Here is a 23530-nt window from a genome sequence, read left to right as displayed (position 1 = left end):
TACAGACCCGGCACTGGCCCATCAGGGGCGCCGGGTCTGGATGGGTGTTACTGGTCTTCGGCGCAGTCAGGGATGTCATAGCCGGCTTCTTCCCAGGCGCGCGTCGCGCCCTTGTGGTACTTCACCGGGTTCGCCCCGCACATGCCCAGAGCGGGGTTGTCGAAGTTGACAGTATTGCCGAAGGGCGCTTTGGCTTTCAGCGCGTCCATGCTGGCGACGTAGGTCTTGACCAGCTGATAGACCAGTTCCTCGTCCATGTCCTTGTGCACCAGATCGCCGCCAATCGTGGCCAGCGCGCGGAACGTCTCATCCTCGGAGACGAAGGTCCAATCCTCCCCCATCGCGGCCGCAACCTCGGCCAGTGGGATCTCAACCGAGGCACTGCCGGGCGCTTTCATGTATTTCTGCATGGCTTCGCCTTCGTAAATCTCCTTGGGCATCGACCAGCCGGTCATCTTGCCGGAGGAGGCCACCGTCGCCACACGGCTGCCGGGGAAGAGTTCCGGCAGCACCACCGCGTCCGGCTCCCCGCCGCTGATGATAGAGGCCGCCTGCCCCCAGTTTGCCTGCATGCCCTCATATCCTTCGCCGTCCTTGAGGCCCGTGATGATCTGGATCATCGCGCGCCCGTTGGTCAGCGCGCCGCCCCTTGGGGGGCCGTTGAAGACCTTCTTGCCCTCCAGCCCATCCCAGCCGTCAATGCCTTTGGCGTCATAAGCATAAAGGAAGAATATCCCCAGCGTGTAAGGTGTGATTGCCCGCAGGTTCGCGGCCAGTTCCGCGCCTTTCTCCTTCCCAAGTTCACCGTAAGGGCCGACGCCGCGGCTCATCAGAAACGGCAGGATATGCGGCGCGCTGCCGATGTCGGTCTTGCCTTCGGCCACGTTCTGGACGGTGTTCGTCAGGGTCTGCCCATCGGTCAGCTGGATGTTGGCAACACCCGAGGTGCCCGCGATCTCAGCCATATGGGTGGAGGACAGATGCACCGCCCCGCCGGGACTTGCAGTTTCGGCGGTCAGGTTGGTTTGCGCGGCAACTGGTGCGGCCAGAACCGCACCGCCGAACAGGGCAGCAACTGCGAATGTTCTCATGGTATCCTCCCGGGGACAATTATTATTGTTACGCGCGTAAAGTATTCTCCACATTACTTGTCAAAGCAATGAATCATCATCGCCTTAACGAAGCCCCTGACCAAGATGGTGCGCAAACTGCACTACTATCAATGTGTTGGAGGGGGAAAAATTCTGCTTCATCTTCCCCACACGTCCGTTCTGACGGGGCTGATGTTCCCCTTCAGTGTCCGTAATACGCCGAATAGATGCCAAAAGTGCCAACGATGACAAGGCTCAAGGCCCAGACGATATCAAGATTGAACCATGTCCTGGACAGGAATTTGAGGCCCAGCCAGAAGTAGATGATCACCGCAATCACACCGCCCGCGACCGTCATTGCAAAGGTATGTGCGGCCGCGACGGCGAAGGCGATTGAGATGTTGCTGCTCATCAGACGTTCTGCGGCCAAATGGCCGGTTTCATCCGGTGCAATGGCGCAGATGCCCAGATAGATCGGCACCAGCATCAGCCCCGCCCCATGGGCCATCGCCGCCAGAAACGACCACAGCGCCAGACGGCTGGGATGCACGCGGGCCAGAAACTTCGGATGGCGGCGGTTGATCAGCAGGTAGATGCCCATCGCGATCACAATGAGGCCCGCACCAATGCGGATCTGCATCTCCCAGTCGACCAGAAAGAACATCACGGAGAACGGCAGCAGGATGACGATCATCGCCAGAAAATGCCCCAGCGCCAGCATCGCCAGCGCACGGGGCATGGCCTTGTGGTCCCGCTCCATCAGGGCGGCGGAAACGGCCAGTGGCCAGCCCATGCCCGGATTGATGCCGTGATAGAGACCAGAGAAAATGACGGCCCCCCAGAGGGCCGCCATCGAGGTCAGCTCGGACACCATTCAGACGGACGGATAACAGAAGCTATCCGTCGAACAATCCCCGCCTTCCAGCCTGATCTGGTGCGAGCGCAGGCCTTTCGGGAAATCGATGTAGAAATCCTTGTTCAAGGTAAGCCCACCGTTTTCGCCCACGTCCGCCATCACCATCTGCCCGCCTTCGTCATCCGGGTAGAACTGATCGTCCCATGTGGAGTATAGCGAGTTGGTCCAATAGACCCGCTTGCCGTCACGGCTGATCTCAACCATCTGCGGGCCATAGGCGAAGTCCTTGCCGTTGACGTGTTTGGTGCCCTTGGCGATGCCACCCAGTTCGACCTTGCCCGCCAGAACCGGGTTCATCGGGTCGGAGACGTCATACTGGTGCATCTCTCCCAAGCCCCAACAGGCAACATAGAGGTACTTGTCATCAAGGCTCAGGTCGATGTCGGTGACCAGCGGCGGCACCGCCCCAAAGCCCTGCAACAGCGGTGGCAGGTTGGCGGGGTCTTCGGGGCGTGGGTCGATGGTGATCGTCTTCTTGGACTGCCAGACCCCATCATCGTCCCGCCACCAGGTAAAGATCGCGCCTTGCAGGTTGGTCGTATCCACCACCACGCCGCAGAAGCCGTAGGATTTGGTCGGATCATGGGCAGGCCGGATTTCCAGCGCCATCTGGTAGTTCTCACCAAAGTCCATCGTCTGGATGTTCTTACGCGCGCGCAGGTCCCAGAAGTGGATGGAATGGCCGTATTTGTTGCTCAGCAGGTCTTCGGGCACCACGCCGTTCTCAAACTGCGGCGGCAGGCCCCATTCGGAGGAGACCATGTAGTCCTGCGGCAGGTTCCACCAGAAGTCATAGTGTTTGTCCTGCTTGCCCCGGTCCATCTCGTATTGGCCAATGATCTCAAAGGTTTCGCAATCCATGATGAAGATACCGGGAGGGCCGTCTGTGCCGTCTTCGCCACCACCACCAAGGCAGGAGACATAGATGCCCTCAGGGCCGCAATGGATCGTGTGTGGGCGCGAGTAGCCGGTCTTGGCAAACAGTTCCTCAGGTTCGATCGTCTTGTGGATCTTCGCTTTCAGCGGCTCCTTGACGTCGATCACATAGATGCGGGACGACCGGATGCCGGGCACGATCAGGTAGCGGCGTTCCAGAAACGCATGACCCGTGAGCGGCGACAGAGACGAAGAACAGGCGTTCCAACCGAAGTGATGGAATTCGTCGCCCTTGTTGGGCACGATCACCTGATGCACGATCTGGCCGTAGGTGTCGGATTCCGGTTTCAGATCAATGACCGCGATGCCATCGGACTGCGACCCATCGGGGCTGAGCATGACCGTGAAGGCGTAGTTCTCAACCGGGGCTTGCATCGCCAGCTTGGGCGAGGCGTGGAAAGTGGGATCAGGTCGTAAATTCATGTTTTTCCTCCAAGTTTCAGGTATGCCCGTTTTCGGGTCGTTTGATGTGGGCCGCAGGGCCCGGTGCTTGAACGGCGCTTACGCCGCTTCAACGTTACACAACTGGATCGCCCCGCTGATCTTTTGCGACAATGCCGTCAGCCTCTGGCCGATTTCCATGCGGTAGGGTTTTTCAAAGCGTCTGATGGGGCCGACAGCGCCGACGCTGAAAATCGCCCCGATGTTCCCGATGGACACCGGTGCCGCAACGCTTGCTATCCCGAGGTCGATCTCCTGATCACAATCGGCAAAGCCCTGTCGGACAATCTGCGCAAACTCCGCCCGCAACTCGTCTTGCGTGATCTTGGTGTGATCGGTGTATTGCTTGAGGCTTCCGGTCAGGATGCTGTCCTGAAAAGCAGGCTCTGCGAAGGCGGCAATCGCCTTGGAGCAGGAACAGGCGTGCATCGGGCGCACGCCAAGGCCCGGATGAATGAACGCGCGCGCGGGATCGTTGGGGGTTTCCACATGGATGATCTCAACCCGGCTGTCGCGGAACCGCGCCAGAAATACCGTTTCATTGAACGTGGTGGCGGCGGATTTGAGCAGCGGTGCTGCACACCGGCGCACATCCACGTCGGATTTGCCCAGCAGCGCGATGCGGATCATCCGCTCCCCGATGATGTATTTGCCGTCTTCACCGGGTTGCTCGATCAACTGCTGGTCCAACAGCGACTGCACAAGCCTATAACATGTGGGTTTGGGCAGACCTGACGCTTTGTGAACCTCGGCCACCGAAACGGGACGTCCCGCGACGGCGATGATTTCGAGCAAGGCAATCAAACGGTCCAGATGCATTCAGAAACGCGGCTCTCTCAATGGGTGAGACGATTTATCAAATCATGAGAGTTTTTGACCACAAAGCAAGCGTGGATTTGCCTGCGTTTTCATAGAGGCGACAAAGGCCGGGTATCGCTCAGAAAAAACTTCACCAGATGGCATCCTGAGCATGGCCACACCCGCCTCAGCGATGGGTCAACGCGCCTCCCAAGTGATGCCCGCAGGCAGGATGTCTTTTCCGAACTGCCGTGTGAACAGCGTGCAAGAGGTCCGGTAGGCATTTTTCTGGTGTGTGGGATTTTGCAGCAACCGGCCATAGACGTAGTGCATGTAGAGCAACATCCCATGCGCCTGCTTGCGCGACATCTTCACCAGTTCTTGCTGCGCGGCCTTGGACGGCGCATCGGGGTTGGTGAACAGCACCTCCATCAGGGTCTCAATCTGCGGCACCTGCGCATAGACGCGCGCCAGCACGCGGTCGATGCCGTCGTAATCAGCCACAGCCGCCAGCGCCTCACATTTGAGGATCAGCAGATAGACCTCCAGCTGCGTGCCCGCCGGGCATTGCTCCAGCGCCTGATCAATTGCTGCGTTGCCCTTTGCGTTTTCCCCAATGAAAACATACATCTGCCCGATGACCGGGAGGCTCGCCAGAAGGGATGTCGTTTCCCTGTGCGCGCGCTCTGCAATGTCCATCGCCATCTCTGCATAGCCGCGGTCCACAAAGAACAGCAGCTTGGCCGCGACGATCAGGAAGGACGGATCATCGTTCAGATGCGGCAGGCTTCGCAGCACCAGCGCTTCGATCTCATCCTCGTCGTGGCGGCGCGGATCAGCGCCGGAGGCGAAGATCGACACACCGTCTTGCAGGTACTTGGTGTGGATGTTGGTGGCCAGCATGATCCTGGAGCGGTGATCATCAGGGTTGTCCGCAATGATCCGGCGCAGGCTTTCGTCGTTCTCCGACCAGTGGCCCTTGACGCCTGAAAAGGTGGTGCCGCTGTCAATCATGCTGACCGCAAGCGGTTTGTCCGTATCGCCGTCGAGTGCCAGATGTTTGCGGATCTCCGCCATTGTGAGGTCGATCAGCGCATCAAGTTCGGGTGCGTCATCGCCCTCAATGGTCCGGCGTGCGACATAGAACGTCCGCTCCGTCCTGAGGAACACACCGCGGATCACACAGTCGAGCCGCGCGCCCTCTGCCACAAAGGACATCTCAATGGCGATACTGGGCAGCTGATCGGGCGCATACGCGGCGGGTTTCGGGCTGTGGGGGTCGAAAACCACGCGCCGGTCCTCCGCAAAATCGCCTGCGAATTTCCCGTGAAACTGCCGGGCAAAGGCCAGTGCCGCATCCGCCTGCTGGCCCAAATACTCCACTCCCAGACAGGGCCCGACCACCGCATGCGCCCCGCTGGCGGGATGTGTCTTTGCCTGCCGATCCCCCAGCCAGATGTAGCCTTCGCCATAGCGCGTGGCGATGAAATGGGGGGCTTTGGGATCATCGCGCAGTTTGCGGCGCAGCTGGTTCACGACGTAGTCGATGCTGCGGTCGGTCTTGCCAGTGCCATCCCCGTTCAGCGCTGTCAGCAAGTGGTCGCGGGTGATGATCTGGCCGGGGTGCCGCGCCATGATCCGCAGCACGCTGGCTTCAACTTTGGTGAATTGCACATCCGTACCATCGGGAAATGCCGCGCCAATGAAATCCTTGGCAAAAGTCGGGGCCGAAACGTGGGGCATGATGTAAAAGCAACCTGTTGAAAATGCGTTGGTCTGATCCGGCTCAGTGTGCCGGTACACCCCACTGTGCCCAGTATTGACGTTTAGTCAATTCGCGAATGAAAGCGCATACACGCAGGCTACGACGCGCGGTGCTCCGCCTTTATTGAAAAATCGCCAACCAGACGCCCGCAAACATCAAGATGCCGCCGAAATTCACCCAGGTGTGCCAGATCGCATAGCGATAGGGCATGGATTTGCGCGCATAAAACCCGGTGCCGATCACGTAACACAAGGCCCCGCCGATGATACACCAGAGCGTGGCCAGCGGCACATCTGTCAGATCCGGCAAGGCGCAAAGACCGATGGCACCCAGCCCCAGGTAGGAGGCCGTCGACCAGCGGGATTTGACCTCGACATTGGTGATCTTGTTCCAGATCGCCAGCCCCGTCAGCGCCCAGCATAGACACAACAGCGCGAAGGTCCAAGAGGTTCCCGCCAACACGAAGAACGGCGTAAAGGTGCCTGAAATACTGGGATAAATGGCTGCGTGATCAATCCGTCTGAGCTGCTTGCGGCGGTCATGCCAGGGCGCGAAATGATAGGTCCATGACGCCAGATTTGAGATCAGCGCGCACAGCACATAGACCAGTACCGCCGCCGTGATCTTGCCGCCGTAATCCGCCCAGACATTGGCGATCAGGATGCTGCCTGCCGTCAGGATCAGGACCAGCCCAACCGCATGCACGCTCATATCCGCACGGCGGTGGGACGGGTTGGCGCTGGGATAGGTTGGTGTGGTCATCGGGGTCTCTGGCAGGCGATGTCCCTGCGCTATGGCCCATCGGTCGCAATGTCCATACTTCCGGTGCGTCACTTGCCCCGGAGGATGGTCTGCCCCCCTGTCACGCCCCGTCACCGGAGCAAAATGCCTGCCCTCAGCCCGCTTCGCTTTGGCAGCGTGACAACACCTGCAAAGAGCTTTCAATCGCCGCCTGCCCGTTTTCGATCATCTGTGCGGATTGCTGGATCACAAATTCACTTTGCCGACAGCTTTGCCGCATGAGCGCTGCGGTCTCACGACAGGTGCTTTGCGTCGTGGCAGCATTGTTTGAAACGGTATCGTTTTTCATCGCCTGTTTATGCAATCTGCGCGATTCGCGCGCTTTGATCTGGGTCAAACGCACGCCCGTGCCCCGCCTCAAGCGGTTGGGACGCGCGTCAATTGCGCGCAAACAGCTGCTTTGCCATCACCCCCACCCGGTCCTCAATCGCTTCGCAGGCATCCAGTATAATGTCTTCCCGGAACCGTTGTCCGATGATCTGGACACCAACGGGCAGACCATCGTTGTGGTTTGCGGGCACATTGCCGGCAGGCAGTCCCATGAAGTTCATCGCGAAGGAATAGAAGCCTTTCAGCATGATCTCCTCTGCGCCTTCCCGCCCTTCGTAATCGCGGGCATGGGCAAAGGTGGGTTGCAACAGGAATGGCGTCAGGATCAGCGGATAATCTGCAAGCAGCGTCAGCCAGGACCGCACAAAGGCCGCGCGACGTGCATATGCGGCCAGAAGGGCATCCCCCTCATAGGGCGGCGCGATGTCAAAGCAGTGGTCGAAGTAGGTGTTGAACGCCGCACTGCCGTGTTCGCGCATCAAGGGGCCCATCAGCGCCTTGGTCTCTCCAAACAGCGTGCGTGTGGCCTCCCGCCCGATCTCGAGCACATCCGGGGTTTCAATCTCCTCCACCAGATAGCCTGCGTCGGTCAGGGCCGCGCGGGCGGTGGACAGGGCGGCAGAGACGGCCGGGTCCATGTCAAAGCCGTAGGTTTCCTGCGTAAAGCCAACCTTGATTGGTCCGTCATGCGCAGGCCCTTCCCAGGGCATCGGCACCTGCCAGGGGTCCAGCGGGCTGTAGGCGATGGCGCTTTGCATCGCCAGCCGCACATCGCGGACCTCACGGCAAATGACGCCCTGAACGGACGTGATCTGCGCCAGTATCCCCCGCTCTGCGGTTTGGGACGGGTTGTAGGCCGGGGTGCGGCCCAGACCCGGTTTGACCGTGGCCGCGCCGGTGCAGGTCGCCGGAAACCGCAGCGACCCGCCGATATCATTGCCATGTGCAATGGCCCCCATGCCAGACATCACAGCCGATGACGCGCCACCTGATGATCCTCCCGCACTGGCCCAGTCGTTCCAGGGGTTGAAGGTCCGGCCATGCAGCGGATTGTCCGTTGTGCCCCGGAAGGAGAATTCAGGCGTGTTTGTCCGGCCGATCACCACCGCCCCCGCCGCTTTGAGGTTGGTCACAAAGGGGCTGTCGCCGGGGGCGATCAAATCCTTGAAGGCAGGCACACCATTGGGGCTGGCGTGCCCTGTCTGGTCGATGTTCTCCTTGATGGTGACGGGCACACCATGCAGCGGGCCGACAGGCCCGGAGGCGGCAAAGGTCTCGTCCAGCCTGGCCGCTTCTGCCATGGCGCTTTCGGACAGGTCGTTCACCACCGCGTTCATCGCGCCATTGCGCGCGTGCATCCGGTCGATGTTTGCGGCGACAACCTCTCTGGCCGATACCTCCCCTTGTGCGATCTTCGCGCTTGCTTCGCAGGCTGAGAGTTTCCAAAGGTCTACATCTGACATGATATCTCCAGGGCAATCGGCAGTGATAGGGTCACTATACATCCACGCGCCGCGCCAACAACGGCGGATGGCAGCGGGATCGGGTTGTGGGGGTCAAAGCTGTTCTCCTGTCCATCCTGACCTATGTTGCGCCATAACGGAATGACAAACGGCCCATGCTGATCCTCACCCACGACACCATTCGCAACCCCGCGATCCTGCAAGTGCGGCAACTGCCGCGCAAGTTCTTTGGCCGGGTGACGGTCTGGCCCAGACACCCCGTTGGGCTGGGGGGCCGCCTGCGCATCGTGATTGAGTTTCAATGGGTGCGCTATTCACTCTCGCTGTTGCCGCTGATCGGGATCGGGTTGAACTGGAACAGCCTCGCCCTGCCGCTGGCCCAGGCCCCGATCCTGATGCTGGTCTTGCTGTGGTTCGTTGAAATGCGCCTGTTGCGGGTGCCTGCCAACAAACGCGCACAGCTGATCGACGCAGCCGAGGCGGAGCGTGGTCTTGATCTGCTCCGCGTGCAGGCCCGTGCGGTGCTGACCCGGATCGCGGCAGGACGCAAGATGCGCAGCGGCGCGCTGCATCTGGTGGTGGAGCAATCAGAGCTCGGGGTGTTTGCGCCGCTCACCTATGTCTCTGTGCAGTCAGATGAGGGGCCGGAGGTGCTGCGTCTGACGCAGGCAGAACAGCAGATCATCGCCGAGGGGCTGTTTCAGGAGCCGCTCAGCGAAGCGCTGTTGCACCGGATCAATCAGTCTCAGAACATCTTCCTGCGCGATATCACGCTGGAGGCCAAAGGCATCTCCGCCCATGCCCGACTGGCCGCAGCGCTGGCCTAACGCGCAAGGTCGATCACTTGGCCAAAGGGTGCTTGAACCGTGCCCGCGTCCGGCACCGCCCAGATCACCGATACCCCACGTGGCGGCGGGCCGGCATCGCCTTCCAGATCAGTGAAGACCACCAGCGCGGACGCCGCAATCTCCCGCGCCTTCGCGATCACCGGACAGAAATCAGTGCCCCCACCGCGTGGCAGCTGTGGCATCTCAAACCGCTGTTGGTTCGGGTCGATCTGCACATGCGACCGGATCTGGTCGTCAAACACGATCAGATGCAGTTCCGCCCGCTGGCGGCGGGCAATCCCCGAGACTTCCGCCCAGAACACCGCAAGCCGCGCGTCATCAATGCTGCTGGAAGCGTCCAGCGCCAGCGCGATGCGCGGCACATCGGTATAAAGACGCATGCCGGGTTCAAACCCCGGTGTCGGGCTGCCCGCCAAAGCCGCCTGCGCCGCCCCCGCAATCCAGCGCCGTGCGGGACGCTGGGTGCTGGGTTGGGGCTGGATCATCACAGCGCGCGTCAGGGCACGGCGCAGGACAATCTCCCAGGCGGTGCGCGGGGTGGGAACATCCGCGATCCGGTGGCCGATCCGGCCGACCCCGCGTCCGGCTTGGCGCCCCACATCCATCGCACGGCTCATATGCTGACGCCAGCGGGCGGCCTGTTCCATGTCGTTTTCGGCGGCCGCTTCGTCTGCACCGGCCTCCAGATCAGGTTCAAACCCCTGCGCCTGCGCATAGGCACGCGCCCTGCCCTGCGCATCGCCCGCTTGGTCCTGCGCCCTCGTCAGCGCATAATACAGCCGGTCCACATCCCACGCCGCCAGCGCCACTTCCGGTGACACGGTTTTCCCCAAGGCTTTTGACAACAGCCCCGTCAACGTCACCGCAGGCCGGGGCAACGCATGATCCGCCAGCAACAGCGCCTCATTGACCACCGCATCCGCAGCAAGGGTGTAGAGTGCTGCATCAAACCCGCCCCCCAGCCGGGTGCGCAGATCCGCCAGCCGCGCAGAATGGCGCAGCGCGACATGCAGGATATGATGTGCGGCCAGCCCAATCTGCTCATGCAGCGCAAGTTCGGTGAAATCCGGGCCATAGGTGATGGTGCTGCCCTCGGTCCGGGTCTCGCCTGCGTCGCGGTGGGTGCACCACAATGACAACGCCGCCAGTGCCGGATCCGCTTCCGCCAACGCGCGCAAGGCAGGGCTGGCGCGTCTGGAATGCGCTGCCCCAGCGATCACGCCAGCCCCATGGCCTGCCGATCCGACGTGTAGGCCGCGTAGGATCGGGAATTGCGAAAGGCTTCCTGCAACCCGTCCTTGAGCGCCTTTTCAATCAGCAACTCAATGCCGTAGGTGCTCAGCTCCCCCAGCGGCAGCCGTTCAAAACCTGCGTCCTTGCGCAGCTTGGCCAATCCGCCGACCTCGACCATCGCGTCAATGACGCTGTCAATCGTCGTGGCATCGGCCAGCGTGATCAACGCATAGACCAGCGCCGTCAGCCCATGCAGGCTGCTTGGGTAGAGCTCTGCACGCTCTGCCGGGGCCGCTTCGATCAGCTCTGTTGCCTGCACGGTCGAAGCAACCTCTTCAGCGATCAGCACAAACTCAGCCGCAACGGCTTCTCCCAACGTGCCTGCAATCAGCACATCGCGCAGGTCCTTGTCGCCCACCGCGTTCAGGATCGTGCTGACCCGCGCCCAGGAGCGTGGCGTGCAGGCAATCATATTGCCCTGCCTGAGCGCGTCTTCGGTGGTCTCCAACAGATCGGGCCGGGTGCGGATGAAAGCCGTCACCGCCGGGTGCACCCCACGTGGCACGGCATAGCGGGTCAGCCAATCGCTGGCAGTGGCGCCCACATTGAGATGCACCAGCCGGTCCGACAGGGCCGTGCCCATCTCATAGGCCACCGCACCGTCCTCCACCGCGTTGCCCGCCGCCACGATAAAGGTGCTGTCGGGCAGGCTGTGCCGCCCGATCCGGCGTTCCTGAAGCAAGCCATAGATCGTCGGCTGCAACGTGGGGGCGGCAGCGGTCAGCTCATCCAGAAACAGGATGGCAGGGTGTGCGGGATCATCGGGCAGGTCTTCAGGCCGGTACCAGACCGTGCGGCGGGTGTCGTGGTCGTAGAACGGCAAGCCGCGCAGATCCTGCGGCTCAATCGTGGTCAGACGCAAATCGAACAAGCGGCTGCCCGTCTCCTGCGCCAGCTGCTGCACGATCTCCGTCTTGCCGATGCCGGGACGGCCATGCAGCATCCAGGACACGGTCATCTGCCCGGCCACCTGTGCCGCATGCCCCGTGCGCAAGGCGTCCAAAGCCTGCCCTGCCGAAATGCGCGTGGTGTTGACAGACATCGTGCCTCCTGACGTTGAGACAGAAGGTTAGCGTGCCCGGCGGGCGGGACAAGAGGGGGATGTCTGGGGGGGTTATGGCGGAGCGACAGGGATTCGAACCCTGGAGACGGTCTCCCGCCTACACACTTTCCAGGCGTGCGCCTTCGACCACTCGGCCACCGCTCCGTGAGGGGCGGTTTAGCGTGGAGGTGTCATGACTTGCAAGAGGGAATTACACCGCTGTGGCTTAAGCGTCCAAATGGACGTAAACGCGGCGGTTCTTGCGGCCCTTGTTTTCGATTTTGCCCAGCCGCAGCGCGCCGATTTCCCCGGTGCGCGCCACATGGGTGCCGCCGCAGGGCTGCAAATCGATCCAGGCATCTTCCTCTCCGATGCGGATCAGGCGGACGTCACCCCCGCTTGTGGGTGGTTTGACGGCCATGGTCTTGATCAGATGCGGGGCGGCGGCAAGCTCGGCGAAGGTCATCCAGCTTTCGCTGACGCGGGCGTCTTCGGCCACAAAGACGTTCAGCGCCTCTTCGATCTCATCGCGGTCCTCTGGCGCCTCAGGCATGTCGAAATCCAGCCGCCCGTGGGTGGAGGAAATCTGCCCGCCCGTCACGCCAAAAGGGATCACGACCGACAGCAGATGCAGCGCGGTATGCACGCGCATGTGACGGTATCGACGCTCCCAATCCAGCACCTGCTGAACATGGGCGCCCATGGGTGGCAGGGCCATGGGTTCGGCAGGCACCAGAACGATGTCCGCACCCTGCCCTTTGACGGCTGTGGCGATGGGCAATCTCTGCCCGTCCCATTCCAACCACCCCGCATCCCCCGGCTGGCCACCGCCGGTGGGGTAGAAGACCGACTGATCCAGCACCACGCCGCCTTCTTCGGTCAGACCGGTCACACGGGCCGCTGCATCGCGTTGATAGGCGTCGGCGCGAAAAAGCATCTCGGTCACGCAGGCGTTCCTTTGTCTGGCAGGTCGGCTGTGTCGCCTTCCAGGGCGGTGTCCTGCTGGGCGCCGCGCAAGGCTTCGGGGTTGCGCAGCCACAGGTCGCGTTGGGCGAAGGGCACTTCGATCCCTTCTTCCACAAAACGCGCGGCAATCGCATGGTTGATGTTGCTCTTGACCACCATCATCCAGTTCACATCCCGCAGGAAACAGCGGATCTCAAACTCCAGCGCATCCGCGCCGAAATTCAGGAACAAGACCGCAGGGGCAGGTTGCGCCAGCACCAGCGGCTGGGCCTGGGCGATTTCCGACAGGATGGCTTCGACCCGCCGCGTATCAGTGCCGTAAGCCACGCCCACCGGCACGATCAGACGGCCCACGGTGTTGCCACGGGTGTAGTTCGTCACCGTCCCGCTGACCAGATCGGCGTTGGGCACGATCACATCGGTGCGGTCGAACGTCTCAATCCGCGTCGACCGGACGGAGATGTTGCGCACATATCCCATCTGCCCGCCCACCTCGATCCAGTCGCCTTCGGAAATGGGGCGTTCAATCAGCAGGATGATGCCGGAGACAAAGTTGCTGACGATGTTTTGCAGGCCAAAACCGATGCCCACCGTGAGCGCCGAGGCCACCAGCGCAAGCGAGCTGAGGTCAATGCCCGCCCCGGTGATCGCGGCAATCGCGGCAAGAAAGATACCAACGTATCCCAGCCCCGAGACAATCGCGTTCTGCCCTCCGATGTCGATCCGGGTCTTGGGCAACACGCTGCCCTTGAGCGCAGATTGCAGCAGCCGGGTCAGCGCGTAGCCAATCCCGAAGATGACCGCAAAGGCCAGAAAGTCCGAAGGGGAAATGCGCGCGTCACCCAAGGCAACTCCGCGCCCCAGACCCGCCCAAAGCTCCGTGAGATCCGTCAGGCGCGCGCCCCAGACCAACGCCAGCACCGGGGCGACAAGCAGCAGCAACACCAGCCCGATCAGCACCGGGACCAGCGCATCCCGCGCCCGGTCGCCCTGCCCGCTGATCGCGCCGTAGACGTCTGCCGCAAACCGCTGCAAGGCCATGACCAGCCCCAGCAGCGCCAGTGTCATGATGTAGGGTCCAAAAAGCGCGTTCGCCGCCTGAAAGTACCCCGCCGCCATCAGCAAGGGTGAAATGCAGGCGGTCAGGACAGCGCCCGTGCCCAGCCAGCGGATAACCCGGCCCAGCGTGGAGGCGCGCACTTCGGTCGCCACCTCTTCTTCCGGCTCCGGATCGGCGTAGCCGCGCAGGACAATACCAATGCGGAACAGGGCCAGCCCGGACAGAATGGTGAAGGGAAAGGAGAAGACCGCGCTGCTGACCACCGGGGCCTCGCCCGCGTCCAGCACCATCAGGATCAGCGCGTTCATCGCCATCAACAGGGTGATCGCGGCCACATAGAACCGCAGCCGCGCGCGCGCAGGCGCAGGCAGCATCACCAGCGCTTCGTCTTCATCGCGGGAGAACACCCGCTCCGACACCCAGCGCACGCCCAGCATGATGCCCCCCAGAATCGCGATGGAGAGCAGGATCTCATTGCCTTTCTGGCCAAACATCTGCGTCGACACCGCCGCCAGCGCGATCAGCAGCAGGCCGCCGAAAGGCAGGATGATCCGCAAAAGCGACACCACAAACCGCCAGATGCCAAAGCCGCGCGCGCCGAAGCGTTGCAGGCGTTCCACGATCCGGCGGGACCACCGCCTGCCCCGGAAGATCAGCACCAGCCCCAGCAACGTCAGCACCAGCGCAACCGCCAGCGACTGATGCGGCAGCGTGCCGTCCCCGCCGCCGCGCCTGCCCGCATTCTCCGCCCACAGCTCTTGTACAGAGGTGGTCAGATCGGTCACCGCAGGCTGCCAATAGAGCGGGTTCAGCGGTGTGGGCACCACTGTCAGCAAGGCTTCGGTCTGCCGGTCGCGCAGTTGCCGGTCAATCGCTTCGACCAGTGCTTCGGCACGCACGAATTCCGCCTCGGCCCGCTGTACCGGCGCCAGAGCCTGGCTCAACTGATCGTTCAACGCCTGCCGCTGCGCGATGAAGTCCGGGGATTCCTCAACCCCCTCTCCGGGGGCGGTGGCGTTCAACGCTGCCAGTTGCTCGCGCAGCGTGGCGATGCGCGCGCTGTTGGTGGTGCGCGCGGCTTCGAATTCGGATCGGAATGCGGTGATCTGAATACGCAGGGTATTCAACATCTCTTCGGACGCATCGGGGTTTTCGATGGCCGCATCCGCGCGGGCCGCAACCCCGTCCCAACGGGTCAGGTCAGCGTCCGACAGCGCCTGAGCGGAAGCCCCCACTGACAGCCACACAACGGCGATCAGCGTGGCACATATGCGAAGCAATACCGCCATCAGATGTCTTCAAACACTCCGGGGATCGACGCAGGCGCGCGGTCCAGCCACGGCGGCACCGGCAGGTCCTTTGCGCGCAGGAAGTCCGGGTTGAACAGCTTGGACTGATAGCGCGTGCCAAAATCGCACAGGATGGTCACAATCGTATGCCCCGGCCCCAGATCGCGCGCCATCCGGATCGCGCCGGCCACGTTGATCCCGGATGATCCCCCCAGACACAGCCCTTCGTCGGCCAGAAGGTCGAAGACAATCGGCAGCGCTTCGCTGTCAGGGATCTTGTAGCAGACGTCAGGCGTGAACCCTTCCAGATTGGCGGTAACGCGGCCCTGACCGATCCCTTCGGTGATGCTGTCGCCCCCCGCCTCCTTGCCCGTATAGATCTTGTACATGCCCGACCCTTCGGGATCGGCCAATCCGATGCGCACGCCCTTGGGCTGCAAGCCCATACCGACGCCCGCAAGCGTGCCGCCGGTGCCGATGGCACAGACAAAGGCATCGACCTTGCCCTCCGTCTGCTCCCAGATTTCGGGCGCTGTCCCTTCGATATGCGCCTGGCGATTGGCGACATTGTCGAACTGGTTGGCCCAGATCACGCCACGGTTGCTTCCCCGGGCAAGTTCCTTGGCCAGCCGTTCCGAATAACGGATGTAGTTGTTGCTGTTGCTGTAGGGGGCTGCTGGCACCTGCACCAGTTCAGCACCGGCCAGCCGCAACATGTCCTTCTTTTCCTGAGACTGCGTCTCCGGAATGACAATCACCGTCTTGAACCCCATCGACGCGCCCACCAGCGCCAGACCGATACCGGTATTGCCGGCCGTGCCTTCCACGATGGTGCCGCCGGGTTTCAGCAGGCCCTTTTCCACCGCATCACGGATGATGAACAGCGCCGCACGGTCCTTGACGGACTGGCCGGGGTTCATGAATTCGGCCTTGCCCAGAATGGTGCACCCGGTCTCTTCGCTGGCTTTGCGCAGCTTGATCAGTGGTGTGTTTCCAACGGCCTGTGCCAGATCGGTTGCAACGTGCATAAAAGCCCCCAGAGGTTATGTTTCCTCCGGTGTAGCCGCGCCCTCAGGCAACCTCAAGCGGTCGCGCGCAGTCTGTCGCGATGACGGGCCAGCAAGAAGGCGGCCAGAACCAGCGGTGCATTCGCCGCCCCCTGCCCTTCGACCAGCGCCATCAGCGCGTCAAAGCTCAAGGTATGAGAGCGAATGTCCTCGTCCTCCGTCTCCAGCCCGCCCACACCGGTGATGCTGTCGGGAAGATCCGCAAGCCCGCAAAAGATGTAGTAAAATTCTGTTGAATTGCCGGGAGAAGCGTAAACTTCGGCCACGGTCTCTATTTCACCGAGCGTGAGTCCGGCTTCTTCGCGTGCCTCACGCCGGGCCGCCTGCAACGGCGTCTCTCCCGCATCGACGCGCCCGGCGATGGGTTCAAGCTGCCAACACGCGCGGTCGCCGCGTGCAAAGGGGCCCATGCGCATCTGCTCCACCAGCAACACGCGGTCGCGGACCGGATCATAGGGCAACAGGATCGCCGCATCGGCGGCAATGAACACCGCCCGGTCCAGCACGCCGGACATGGCACCATCAAACCGTTCATGGCGCAGGCGGATGTCATCCAATGCAAAGAAGCGGGAATAGGCACGCTCCTGCGCCGCAACCTCAATCCGCCCCTGCATCGTGCCTGCGCCATGCCGGGACGCCGCGGCATTCACCCTTGAGGCCGCCCGCGCCCGGATCATCGGAAACATGCGCGCAACCGCATCGCGGTCCCTTACACCCAGGTACCCCATGACCTCGCGCGCAGCGTGGCAAGAGATCGCGGCCCAATCCGCTTCCCAGTCTGCAAGCGACCACGGGTCTTGCGCCGTCCATTGGCCGGGTTGGGGAAAATACACTTCGGCCTGCTCGCCATCCTCAAGGGTCACCGCGCGCAAATCATAGGCAAAGCTGCCTTCGTAGAAATCCAGCCGGGTGATCTGCTCGTCCGTCAGGCCGCGCAGCAACAGACCTTTGGCGTTTGCGCCCTGTTGCGCGCGGATCATCGGGAACGGGCCTTCCTGCACCGCCAGAACCGCATGGTCGGGCAGCACCGCCTGCCGCAGATCAAGGGCAGAGGCCGCTGCGCCCATCACAATCTCAAGCAGCGGCAGATGCCGCAACGTGCCGTAGAAGAACAAATCGCGCAAAACGCTATTTCCAGTTGTTGTCAGCGAATTCCGTCGCCAGACCGGCAATCACCGCGCCCACAACGGCGGCGATGCCCATGGGCACAACGGCGATCATATAGGCGTATTCCGCACCAAGCTGAAAGATCGCCACCATCGCCTCAAACGCATTGTCATAGCGGTTGATCATCGCGCGGCGGACCATCTCATTGGTGGCCTGCACCATCACGCCCCACAAGAGCAGCACAAAAACCCCCGTGAGGCCATTGTTGATCGCCGCCGTGGTGCCCCGCCCGGCGCGGCGGCCCATCACGAACCAGCCCACGCCAAATCCCAACACCGAATTGAGCGGAAAGAAAATGCCGAAATCCGTGCTTTCGGGCATCAAAGGCACAACAATGGAGGACAGAACATAAGCCAGGGCCGCAAGGCAGACCCCGGCCATCAAGCGTGCTGCGGTGGGCATGTGACGTTCCTTTGGCGACGCGGGTTACGCAGGTCGCTTAATGGTAATCTGCGTTACGTCGCAATTTCCACTGTCAAATGTCGCCGCGCAGGAAGTGAGGTAAAAATTCCACATCCGGCGAAAGCGGTCATCAAAGCCCAGGGCCCGCACCTGATCCCAGCGTTCGTTGAAGGTTTCATGCCAGCGCCGCAGGGTGATGTCATAGCTTTTGCCAAACTCGATGGAGCGTTCGACCTCAAGCCCGGCGCTGTAGACCTGATCGCGCAGTGCCTTGGGGCTGGGCAGCATGCCACCGGGAAAGATGTATTTCTGAATGAAATCCACCCCGCGTTTATAGACGTCCCAGCGGCGGTCCGCGACAGTGATGATCTGCAAGGTGGCCGATTTTCCGGGCTTCAGGCGGTCGCGTACGGTCTGGAAATAGACCGGCCAGTATTTCTCGCCCACGGCTTCGAACATCTCGATGCTGGCAATACCGTCATATTCACCCAGCTCATCGCGGTAGTCCTGCAACTTGAAATCAACCTGATCTGAAAGCCCAGCCTTTTCAATGCGTTCCTTGGCGTATTTAAACTGCTCTTCGCTGATGGTCAGCCCGGTCACCTTCAGCCCCCGCTCCTTGGCTGCATATTCCGCGAAACCGCCCCAGCCGCAGCCGATCTCAAGCACATGATCACCGGGCTGCACGCCCATCTGGTCCACCATGGATTTGTATTTCGCCGTCTGTGCCGCCTCCAGCGATTGCTGCGCGCCTTCCTCGAACAGAGCCGAGGAATAGGTCATCGTGTCATCCAGCCACAGCCCGTAGAAATCATTGCCCAGATCATAATGGTACGAGATGTTCTTGCGCGCCTGCGCCTTGGAATTGCGTTGCAGCCAGAACCGCAGTTTCTCAAAACTGCGCACCAGCGACATGCCGGGGAAGCCGTCATAGATGTCTTCGTTGTCTGCATGCACCAGATCCATGAAGGCCTGCAAATCCGGCGTCGACCACCAGTCATCCAGATAGGCGTCGCAGAACCCCAGATCACCTTCGCGGATCAGCCGCGCAAACAGATCGTTGTTGTGAATGCGCAGTTCCGCCACGGGGCCGGGTTTCTTGCCCTCCGCCCGGAAGATGCGGCCATCGGGCAAGACGAAATCCACCCGCCCGTGCTGCATTTCCAGCGCCACGCCAAAGACGCGCGTGAAGTAACGCGGCAGGTCAGTTTGCCCGTCGGTGCTGGTCAAGATCATGGCGCGCCCTCGCAGTGTTGAAGCGGACCAGAGTGTAGCCCGTTGTTCAGAATTAACAATTCTTAAAATCCACGATTTGAATAGGCGTCAAGCGCGCGCTGGCGTCCTTCCGCAGGGGAAACGATCGGCTGCGGGTACGGATCTGTGGGGGAAAGGCCCCAGTGACGCGGGATTGCCTCAAAGAAGGCGAGCGCATCCTTGTGGGGGTTGGCTTTGCGTTCGGCAATCCAGCGGCTGGTGTAGGCGCGCTCTTTGTCGAACTTGTCCAACTGGGTTTCGGGGTTGAACACCCGGAAGTACGGCGTGGCATCCGGGCCGGAGCCTGCGGACCACTGCCACCCCATCGCATTGCTGGCCGGATCCCAGTCGATCAGGCAGTCCTCAAACCAATCGCGGCCAATGCGCCAATGGGTCATCAGATGTTTGGTCAGATAGCTGGCCACGATCATCCGGCCCCGGTTGTGCATCCGCCCGGTGACATAAAGCTCGCGCATGGCCGCGTCGATGAAGGGCAGCCCGGTGCGGCCTTGTTTCCAGGCGACAACCTCCGGCGCGTCAGGATCCTCCTGCCAGGGGAAGGCATCCCAATCCTCGCGCCAGTTCCCCGTCAGAATGCGTGGCGTGTGGTGCATCAGGTGATAGGCAAATTCGCGCCAGACCAGCTCTTTGAGGAAGGTCTCCGCCCCGGCCTTGCCTTCGTGCAACGCCCGCTGGCCTGCGTGCCAGCACTGATGCGGGCTGATCTCTCCCAATGCGAGGTTTTCGCTGAGATTTGAAGTGCCGTCCTCGGCCACCATGTCCCGGCTGGTGTCATAGCCCTGGATGATATGATCGGTGAATTCTGCCAGCCGCGCCTGTGCTGCGGCCTCTCCCAGCCGGACAAAGGGACGGACCACATCCGCGCCGCGCACCATGGCGTTGCCCATGTCCCATCCGTCCAACGCATCGCTGGCAGGCCATGTATCCGGCGCCGGTATCCGGCCCGGCGTCGGCAGCGGTTCAGCCACATCGACATTTTTGACCATCTTCCAGAACGGCGTGTAGACCCTGTAGAACCCGCCGGTCTTCGTCTCCACCGTCCAGGGCTCGAACATCAGATGCCCCTTGAACGACTGCGCGTCGATCCCGGCGTCCTTCAACGCGGCCTTCACGCGGGTGTTGCGGGCGATGGTGTCAGGATCGTAAGGGCGGCTCCAATAAACCGCCCCTGCCCCGGTCTCATTGATCAGCGCCTGCAACACCTCCAACGCGTCCTCACCCCGGCGCAGGATCAGACGGCTGCTCTTGGCGGCAAGACTGTCCGCCAAGGCGCCAATCCCAAGACCCAAGCGCCACTTTGGCGCGGCTTTCAGATCAGCGACCAAGCGGTCGTGGATGAACACCGGGATCACCGGGCGGCCCGTGGCACAGGCGGCTGTCAAAGCCGCGTGATCGCTCAACCGCAGATCGCGGTGAAACCACATCAGTATCGGGGAAGTGTCGCTCATGTCGGGGCCTGCCTGCTTGGTCTGCTAAGGGAGCTAGGACAGACCAGCGGCAATCAAGGTGAGACGTTCACGAATTCTTCACAAAACCGCATCCAGCGCCGTGATCAGCTGATCAATCTCGGCCTGCGTGGTGTAATGGGTGAAGCTCAGCCGCAGAACGCCCCTGTCCATCTCCACCCCCATCGCCGACAACACGCGCCCGGCGTAGAAATCGCCGCCTCCGGCCATCACACCATGCGGTGCAAGGGTGGCGGCCACGTCCTCTCCGGGTCGGTTCAACGCCAGGGCCACGGTCGGAGCGCGCCCCTGCGCCTCTGCCGGGCCAATGAGGCGCACGGAATTGCGGTTGCGCAGCGCTTCCAGCAGCGGGGTCAGCAATGCCGTCTCATGGGCCCGCATGATGTCATGCACGACCCCCGCCCGGCCTGCGGCATCTGCCGTGCCATCTGGCACATGATGGGCATAAAAACTGTCCACGTAATCCGCCATGCCTGCACAGGCCGCGACCTGTGCATGGTCCGGCCCCGCCGGGGTGAACCGCTTGTAGAGGCTGTCGCCGTTGAAATCATGCCCCTGATTGGGCAGCAGCATCCCCAACGCGCGCCGGATCACCATGATCCCCTGATGCGGCCCATAGGTCTTGTAAGCAGAGAACAGATAGATGTCCGGCCCCAGCGCGCCCACGTCCGTAAAGCCATGCGGCGCGTAAGATACGCCATCCACACAGACAAACGCCCCCGCCGCATGGGCGAGCGCGGTGATCTCGGTCACGCAATTCACCTCTCCGACAACGTTGGAGCAATGGGGAAAGCAAACCAGCCGCACTGTGTCGTCCAACAGCGCCTCCAGATCATGCGGGTCCAGATGACCGGTCTGGGGGTTCACCTTCCACTCGCGCACCTCGATCCCGCGGTCTGCCAACCTGCGCCAGGGGCCGGAGTTGGCTTCATGGTCCTGATTGGTGACGATGATCGCCTCTCCCGGCTGCATCATCTGGCCGAAAGCCTGCGCCAGCACATAAGTGTTCTGCGTGGTGGAGGGGCCAAAGCTCACCTCATCCGTGTCGACGCCCAGCATGGCGGACAGCCTTGTGCGCGCCTCGTCCATCTCCTCCCCGCCCAGCGTGCTGGCGGCATAGGGCGCATAGGGCTGCACCTTGCGCTGGGTGTAGAACCGGAACAACCGGTCGATGACCGGCTTGCAGGTGTAGGACCCCCCTGCGTTCTCAAAGAAGGCCTGCCCTTGCAGGGTCGGCTCAGCGAAGGCGGGGAATTGGGCGCGGACCCAGTCGGGATCAAGTGTGATATCTGTCATGCTGCGAAATTGAGGTGAAACGCAGCCAGCGTCAAACGCAAAAGCCCCGGTGCAGTGTGCACCGGGGCTTTGCTGTCACGTCGCGTTGGCTACGTCACTCAGCCGGTGTGGCCGAGATATCGTCAGCAAGCGTTGGCACACCTGCCGCCTCACGCCGGCCATCGTTGTAAATGGCCTTGATGAGTGCAAAGCACATTAGCACCATAACGATGGAGAATGGTAGGGCACCGATCACCATCGCGGTCTGAATGGCCCCCGTGCCGCCGGAAATCAGCAATCCACCAACCACCAGCGCCAGTGCCGCGCCCCAGAACAGGATGTGAGGACGCGCCTTGGGGCCTTCGTCACCGGCCGCGTTGATCGTGTTCACGATCAGCACCGCAGAGTCAGCAGAGGTCACAAGGAAGGTCATCAGCAGCACAACGATCATCACCGCCATGCCCCAGGCCAGAACTTCCGCGATGGGTGCCAGCATGAATTCGGTCATGGCAAAGATCTTGTCGCCATTGGCCGCATCCAGGATCAGACCCCCGGCATCGCCGTTCAGCTCCAGATCAATCGCTGTGCCACCCGCCCAGGAGAACCAGACAAAGCACATCAGCGATGGCACGATCATCGCACCCAGCACGAATTCACGGATGCTCCGCCCGCGCGAAATACGCGCCAGGAACAGACCCACAAAGGGGGCGAATGCGATCCACCATGCCCAGTAGAACACCGGCCACCAGCCCTGCCACTGCGCCAGTTTGAACGCTTCAGAGCCTTCGACACCGTCAGAAGCGTAGACGTTGAAGCTCAGCCACGGCAGCGCCATCAGGTAATCCCAGATGCCGACAAAGAAGGCCGTTGCGCCAAAGAACGTCGCACCGAAGATGATGAAGAACCCCAGCAGGAGAATGGACAGCACCATGTTGATGTTCGACAGCCATTTGATGCCCTTGCCCACACCCGAAAGCGCCGACAGGGTCGAGGCCCCCATGATCACCAAGAGCGCTACAACGATACCCATCGTGGTCGCAGATCCATCTTCCAGCGCCAAACCGCCGATACCGATCCGCGTCAGACCCGCAACGAACTGCTCCACACCAAAGCCCAGCGTCTGTGCCACACCCAGAATGGTGGCCACAACCGCGACGATATCAATGATGTGACCCAGCGTGCCCGACAGCGATTTGCCAAACAGCGGCGTGAGCGAGGACCGGATCGTCAGCGGCAGACCACGGCGGTAGCTGAAGAACGCCAGCGCCAGACCCGCAACCGCATAACAGGCCCATGCGCCCAGACCCCAATGCAGGAAAGACCAGACATAGGCCTCCCGCACGTTGTCTGCCCCAAGCGCGGTGTTCACGCCCTGAATGACCGCCGGGTTGTTCTTGAAGTGGGCAACGGGTTCCGCCACGGCCCATGTCAGCATGCCGACACCGATACCGGCACCAAACATCATCGAGAACCATGAGAAGTTGGAGAACTCCGGCTTTTCGCCATCCTGCCCCAGATTGAGCCGTCCGGCCGTGGGCCAGATCGCCAGCCCCAGACAGACAATGACAAAGAACGCCACCGTCCAGATGTACCAGGAGGCAAAGTTCTTGAGGATCACGCTGTTCCATGCGCCCAGAACCTCGCCCGCCCATTCGGGCCAGACAATCGCCCAGACAACAAGACATGAGATGATGATTTTACTGATCACCGTCACATTGACGCTGAATCCTCGGTAAAATCCGACATCTGCCGTTTTGATCGGCAGATCCGAAAGTGGTGGTTTTAGAGCCATGATTTCTTGTCCCTGTTGGTTTTTATTGGCCACAAGCCTAAGGCGAC

The 23530-nt window shown here is 61.7% G+C and carries 20 protein-coding genes and 1 tRNA gene; 1 reads left to right on the top strand and 20 read right to left on the bottom strand.

Annotation, left to right across the window (positions count from 1 at the left end):
• Window positions 1-47 precede the first annotated feature (47 nt).
• The 8 genes from Q1A91_RS08050 to Q1A91_RS08015 all read right to left on the bottom strand — a co-directional run bounded on the left by Q1A91_RS08050 (window position 48) and on the right by Q1A91_RS08015 (window position 8541).
• The gene (locus Q1A91_RS08050; protein WP_299875429.1) at window positions 48-1091 is read right to left on the bottom strand and encodes a TAXI family TRAP transporter solute-binding subunit; all 1044 of its coding nucleotides are present in this window, start codon (window positions 1089-1091) and stop codon (window positions 48-50) included.
• Between the two features lie 202 nt (window positions 1092-1293).
• A complete protein-coding gene (locus Q1A91_RS08045) occupies window positions 1294-1965 on the bottom strand; it encodes a hypothetical protein (RefSeq protein WP_299875426.1) in 672 nt (223 codons plus the stop codon).
• Complete coding sequence (locus tag Q1A91_RS08040; RefSeq protein WP_299875423.1) at window positions 1966-3366, bottom strand: selenium-binding protein SBP56-related protein; 1401 nt, start codon at window positions 3364-3366, stop codon at window positions 1966-1968.
• A 78-nt stretch (window positions 3367-3444) separates the two neighbouring features.
• Window positions 3445-4203: an IclR family transcriptional regulator gene (locus tag Q1A91_RS08035; RefSeq protein ID WP_299875422.1), complete on the bottom strand. Its 759-nt coding sequence runs from the start codon at window positions 4201-4203 to the stop codon at window positions 3445-3447.
• A 177-nt stretch (window positions 4204-4380) separates the two neighbouring features.
• Window positions 4381-5925: a winged helix-turn-helix domain-containing protein gene (locus Q1A91_RS08030; RefSeq protein WP_299875419.1), complete on the bottom strand. Its 1545-nt coding sequence runs from the start codon at window positions 5923-5925 to the stop codon at window positions 4381-4383.
• A gap of 142 nt (window positions 5926-6067) precedes the next feature.
• Window positions 6068-6709 carry a hemolysin III family protein gene (locus tag Q1A91_RS08025; protein WP_299875416.1) on the bottom strand — a complete coding sequence of 214 codons (642 nt, stop codon included), beginning with the start codon at window positions 6707-6709 and terminating at the stop codon, window positions 6068-6070.
• Window positions 6710-6842: 133 nt separating this feature from the next.
• On the bottom strand, window positions 6843-7037 hold the full coding sequence (locus tag Q1A91_RS08020; protein ID WP_299875413.1) for a hypothetical protein: 195 nt from the start codon (window positions 7035-7037) through the stop codon (window positions 6843-6845).
• An 88-nt stretch (window positions 7038-7125) separates the two neighbouring features.
• Window positions 7126-8541 carry an amidase gene (locus Q1A91_RS08015; RefSeq protein ID WP_299875411.1) on the bottom strand — a complete coding sequence of 472 codons (1416 nt, stop codon included), beginning with the start codon at window positions 8539-8541 and terminating at the stop codon, window positions 7126-7128.
• Window positions 8542-8696: 155 nt separating this feature from the next.
• Between Q1A91_RS08015 and Q1A91_RS08010 the strand changes: the two genes are divergently transcribed.
• Complete coding sequence (locus tag Q1A91_RS08010) at window positions 8697-9368, top strand: hypothetical protein (protein ID WP_299875408.1); 672 nt, start codon at window positions 8697-8699, stop codon at window positions 9366-9368.
• Here Q1A91_RS08010 and Q1A91_RS08005 read toward each other — a convergent pair.
• The 12 genes from Q1A91_RS08005 to Q1A91_RS07950 form a co-directional block, all read right to left on the bottom strand.
• Window positions 9365-10609, bottom strand: a complete 1245-nt coding sequence (locus Q1A91_RS08005) for a VWA-like domain-containing protein (protein ID WP_299875405.1) — start codon at window positions 10607-10609, stop codon at window positions 9365-9367. The two genes, Q1A91_RS08010 and Q1A91_RS08005, sit on opposite strands and share 4 nt — an antisense overlap.
• Window positions 10606-11724, bottom strand: coding sequence for a MoxR family ATPase (locus tag Q1A91_RS08000; protein WP_299875402.1), 1119 nt, complete (start codon window positions 11722-11724; stop codon window positions 10606-10608). Before Q1A91_RS08000 ends, Q1A91_RS08005 begins: the two co-directional genes overlap by 4 nt.
• A 75-nt stretch (window positions 11725-11799) precedes the next feature.
• Window positions 11800-11889, bottom strand: a tRNA-Ser gene (locus Q1A91_RS07995).
• A 61-nt stretch (window positions 11890-11950) separates the two neighbouring features.
• Entirely contained in the window at window positions 11951-12670 is a 720-nt protein-coding gene (locus Q1A91_RS07990; protein ID WP_299875399.1) for an alanyl-tRNA editing protein, read from the bottom strand.
• Window positions 12667-15039 (bottom strand): DUF3772 domain-containing protein, encoded by a 2373-nt coding sequence (locus Q1A91_RS07985; protein WP_299875395.1) that lies wholly within the window; start codon window positions 15037-15039, stop codon window positions 12667-12669. Before Q1A91_RS07985 ends, Q1A91_RS07990 begins: the two co-directional genes overlap by 4 nt.
• Window positions 15039-16067: a cysteine synthase A gene (locus Q1A91_RS07980; protein ID WP_299875393.1), complete on the bottom strand. Its 1029-nt coding sequence runs from the start codon at window positions 16065-16067 to the stop codon at window positions 15039-15041. The genes Q1A91_RS07985 and Q1A91_RS07980 overlap by 1 nt, the downstream gene beginning before the upstream one ends.
• 53 nt (window positions 16068-16120) lie before the next feature.
• A complete protein-coding gene (locus Q1A91_RS07975) occupies window positions 16121-17230 on the bottom strand; it encodes an NUDIX domain-containing protein (RefSeq protein ID WP_299875391.1) in 1110 nt (369 codons plus the stop codon).
• A 4-nt stretch (window positions 17231-17234) separates the two neighbouring features.
• Window positions 17235-17675, bottom strand: coding sequence for a TrgA family protein (locus Q1A91_RS07970; RefSeq protein WP_299875388.1), 441 nt, complete (start codon window positions 17673-17675; stop codon window positions 17235-17237).
• A gap of 24 nt (window positions 17676-17699) precedes the next feature.
• Window positions 17700-18911: a cyclopropane-fatty-acyl-phospholipid synthase family protein gene (locus Q1A91_RS07965; protein ID WP_299875385.1), complete on the bottom strand. Its 1212-nt coding sequence runs from the start codon at window positions 18909-18911 to the stop codon at window positions 17700-17702.
• 62 nt (window positions 18912-18973) lie between these two features.
• Window positions 18974-20398 (bottom strand): deoxyribodipyrimidine photo-lyase, encoded by a 1425-nt coding sequence (locus Q1A91_RS07960; protein WP_299875382.1) that lies wholly within the window; start codon window positions 20396-20398, stop codon window positions 18974-18976.
• Between the two features lie 78 nt (window positions 20399-20476).
• Window positions 20477-21703: an aminotransferase class V-fold PLP-dependent enzyme gene (locus tag Q1A91_RS07955; RefSeq protein ID WP_299876161.1), complete on the bottom strand. Its 1227-nt coding sequence runs from the start codon at window positions 21701-21703 to the stop codon at window positions 20477-20479.
• A gap of 103 nt (window positions 21704-21806) precedes the next feature.
• Complete coding sequence (locus Q1A91_RS07950) at window positions 21807-23483, bottom strand: BCCT family transporter (RefSeq protein ID WP_299875379.1); 1677 nt, start codon at window positions 23481-23483, stop codon at window positions 21807-21809.
• Window positions 23484-23530: the final 47 nt, after the last annotated feature.

Origin of the sequence: uncultured Sulfitobacter sp., assembly GCF_947500075.1 — a bacterium.
Classification (GTDB): domain Bacteria; phylum Pseudomonadota; class Alphaproteobacteria; order Rhodobacterales; family Rhodobacteraceae; genus Sulfitobacter.
The sequence above is the reverse complement of the archived record's forward strand: the minus strand, read 5'-3'. Positions and strand labels throughout refer to the sequence as shown.

What these genes read in the sequence shown, in the direction of transcription:
- Q1A91_RS08025 (WP_299875416.1), bottom strand. Translation starts at nt 6,709, where the DNA reads ATGACCACACCAACCTATCCCAGCGCCAACCCGTCCCACCGCCGTGCG.
- Q1A91_RS08050 (WP_299875429.1), bottom strand. Translation starts at nt 1,091, where the DNA reads ATGAGAACATTCGCAGTTGCTGCCCTGTTCGGCGGTGCGGTTCTGGCC.
- Q1A91_RS07960 (WP_299875382.1), bottom strand. Translation starts at nt 20,398, where the DNA reads ATGAGCGACACTTCCCCGATACTGATGTGGTTTCACCGCGATCTGCGG.
- Q1A91_RS08000 (WP_299875402.1), bottom strand. Translation starts at nt 11,724, where the DNA reads ATGTCTGTCAACACCACGCGCATTTCGGCAGGGCAGGCTTTGGACGCC.
- Q1A91_RS07980 (WP_299875393.1), bottom strand. Translation starts at nt 16,067, where the DNA reads ATGCACGTTGCAACCGATCTGGCACAGGCCGTTGGAAACACACCACTG.
- Q1A91_RS08030 (WP_299875419.1), bottom strand. Translation starts at nt 5,925, where the DNA reads ATGCCCCACGTTTCGGCCCCGACTTTTGCCAAGGATTTCATTGGCGCG.
- Q1A91_RS08045 (WP_299875426.1), bottom strand. Translation starts at nt 1,965, where the DNA reads ATGGTGTCCGAGCTGACCTCGATGGCGGCCCTCTGGGGGGCCGTCATT.
- Q1A91_RS08010 (WP_299875408.1), top strand. Translation starts at nt 8,697, where the DNA reads ATGCTGATCCTCACCCACGACACCATTCGCAACCCCGCGATCCTGCAA.
- Q1A91_RS08020 (WP_299875413.1), bottom strand. Translation starts at nt 7,037, where the DNA reads ATGAAAAACGATACCGTTTCAAACAATGCTGCCACGACGCAAAGCACC.
- Q1A91_RS07970 (WP_299875388.1), bottom strand. Translation starts at nt 17,675, where the DNA reads ATGCCCACCGCAGCACGCTTGATGGCCGGGGTCTGCCTTGCGGCCCTG.
- Q1A91_RS07965 (WP_299875385.1), bottom strand. Translation starts at nt 18,911, where the DNA reads ATGATCTTGACCAGCACCGACGGGCAAACTGACCTGCCGCGTTACTTC.
- Q1A91_RS08015 (WP_299875411.1), bottom strand. Translation starts at nt 8,541, where the DNA reads ATGTCAGATGTAGACCTTTGGAAACTCTCAGCCTGCGAAGCAAGCGCG.
- Q1A91_RS07950 (WP_299875379.1), bottom strand. Translation starts at nt 23,483, where the DNA reads ATGGCTCTAAAACCACCACTTTCGGATCTGCCGATCAAAACGGCAGAT.
- Q1A91_RS08035 (WP_299875422.1), bottom strand. Translation starts at nt 4,203, where the DNA reads ATGCATCTGGACCGTTTGATTGCCTTGCTCGAAATCATCGCCGTCGCG.
- Q1A91_RS07985 (WP_299875395.1), bottom strand. Translation starts at nt 15,039, where the DNA reads ATGGCGGTATTGCTTCGCATATGTGCCACGCTGATCGCCGTTGTGTGG.
- Q1A91_RS08040 (WP_299875423.1), bottom strand. Translation starts at nt 3,366, where the DNA reads ATGAATTTACGACCTGATCCCACTTTCCACGCCTCGCCCAAGCTGGCG.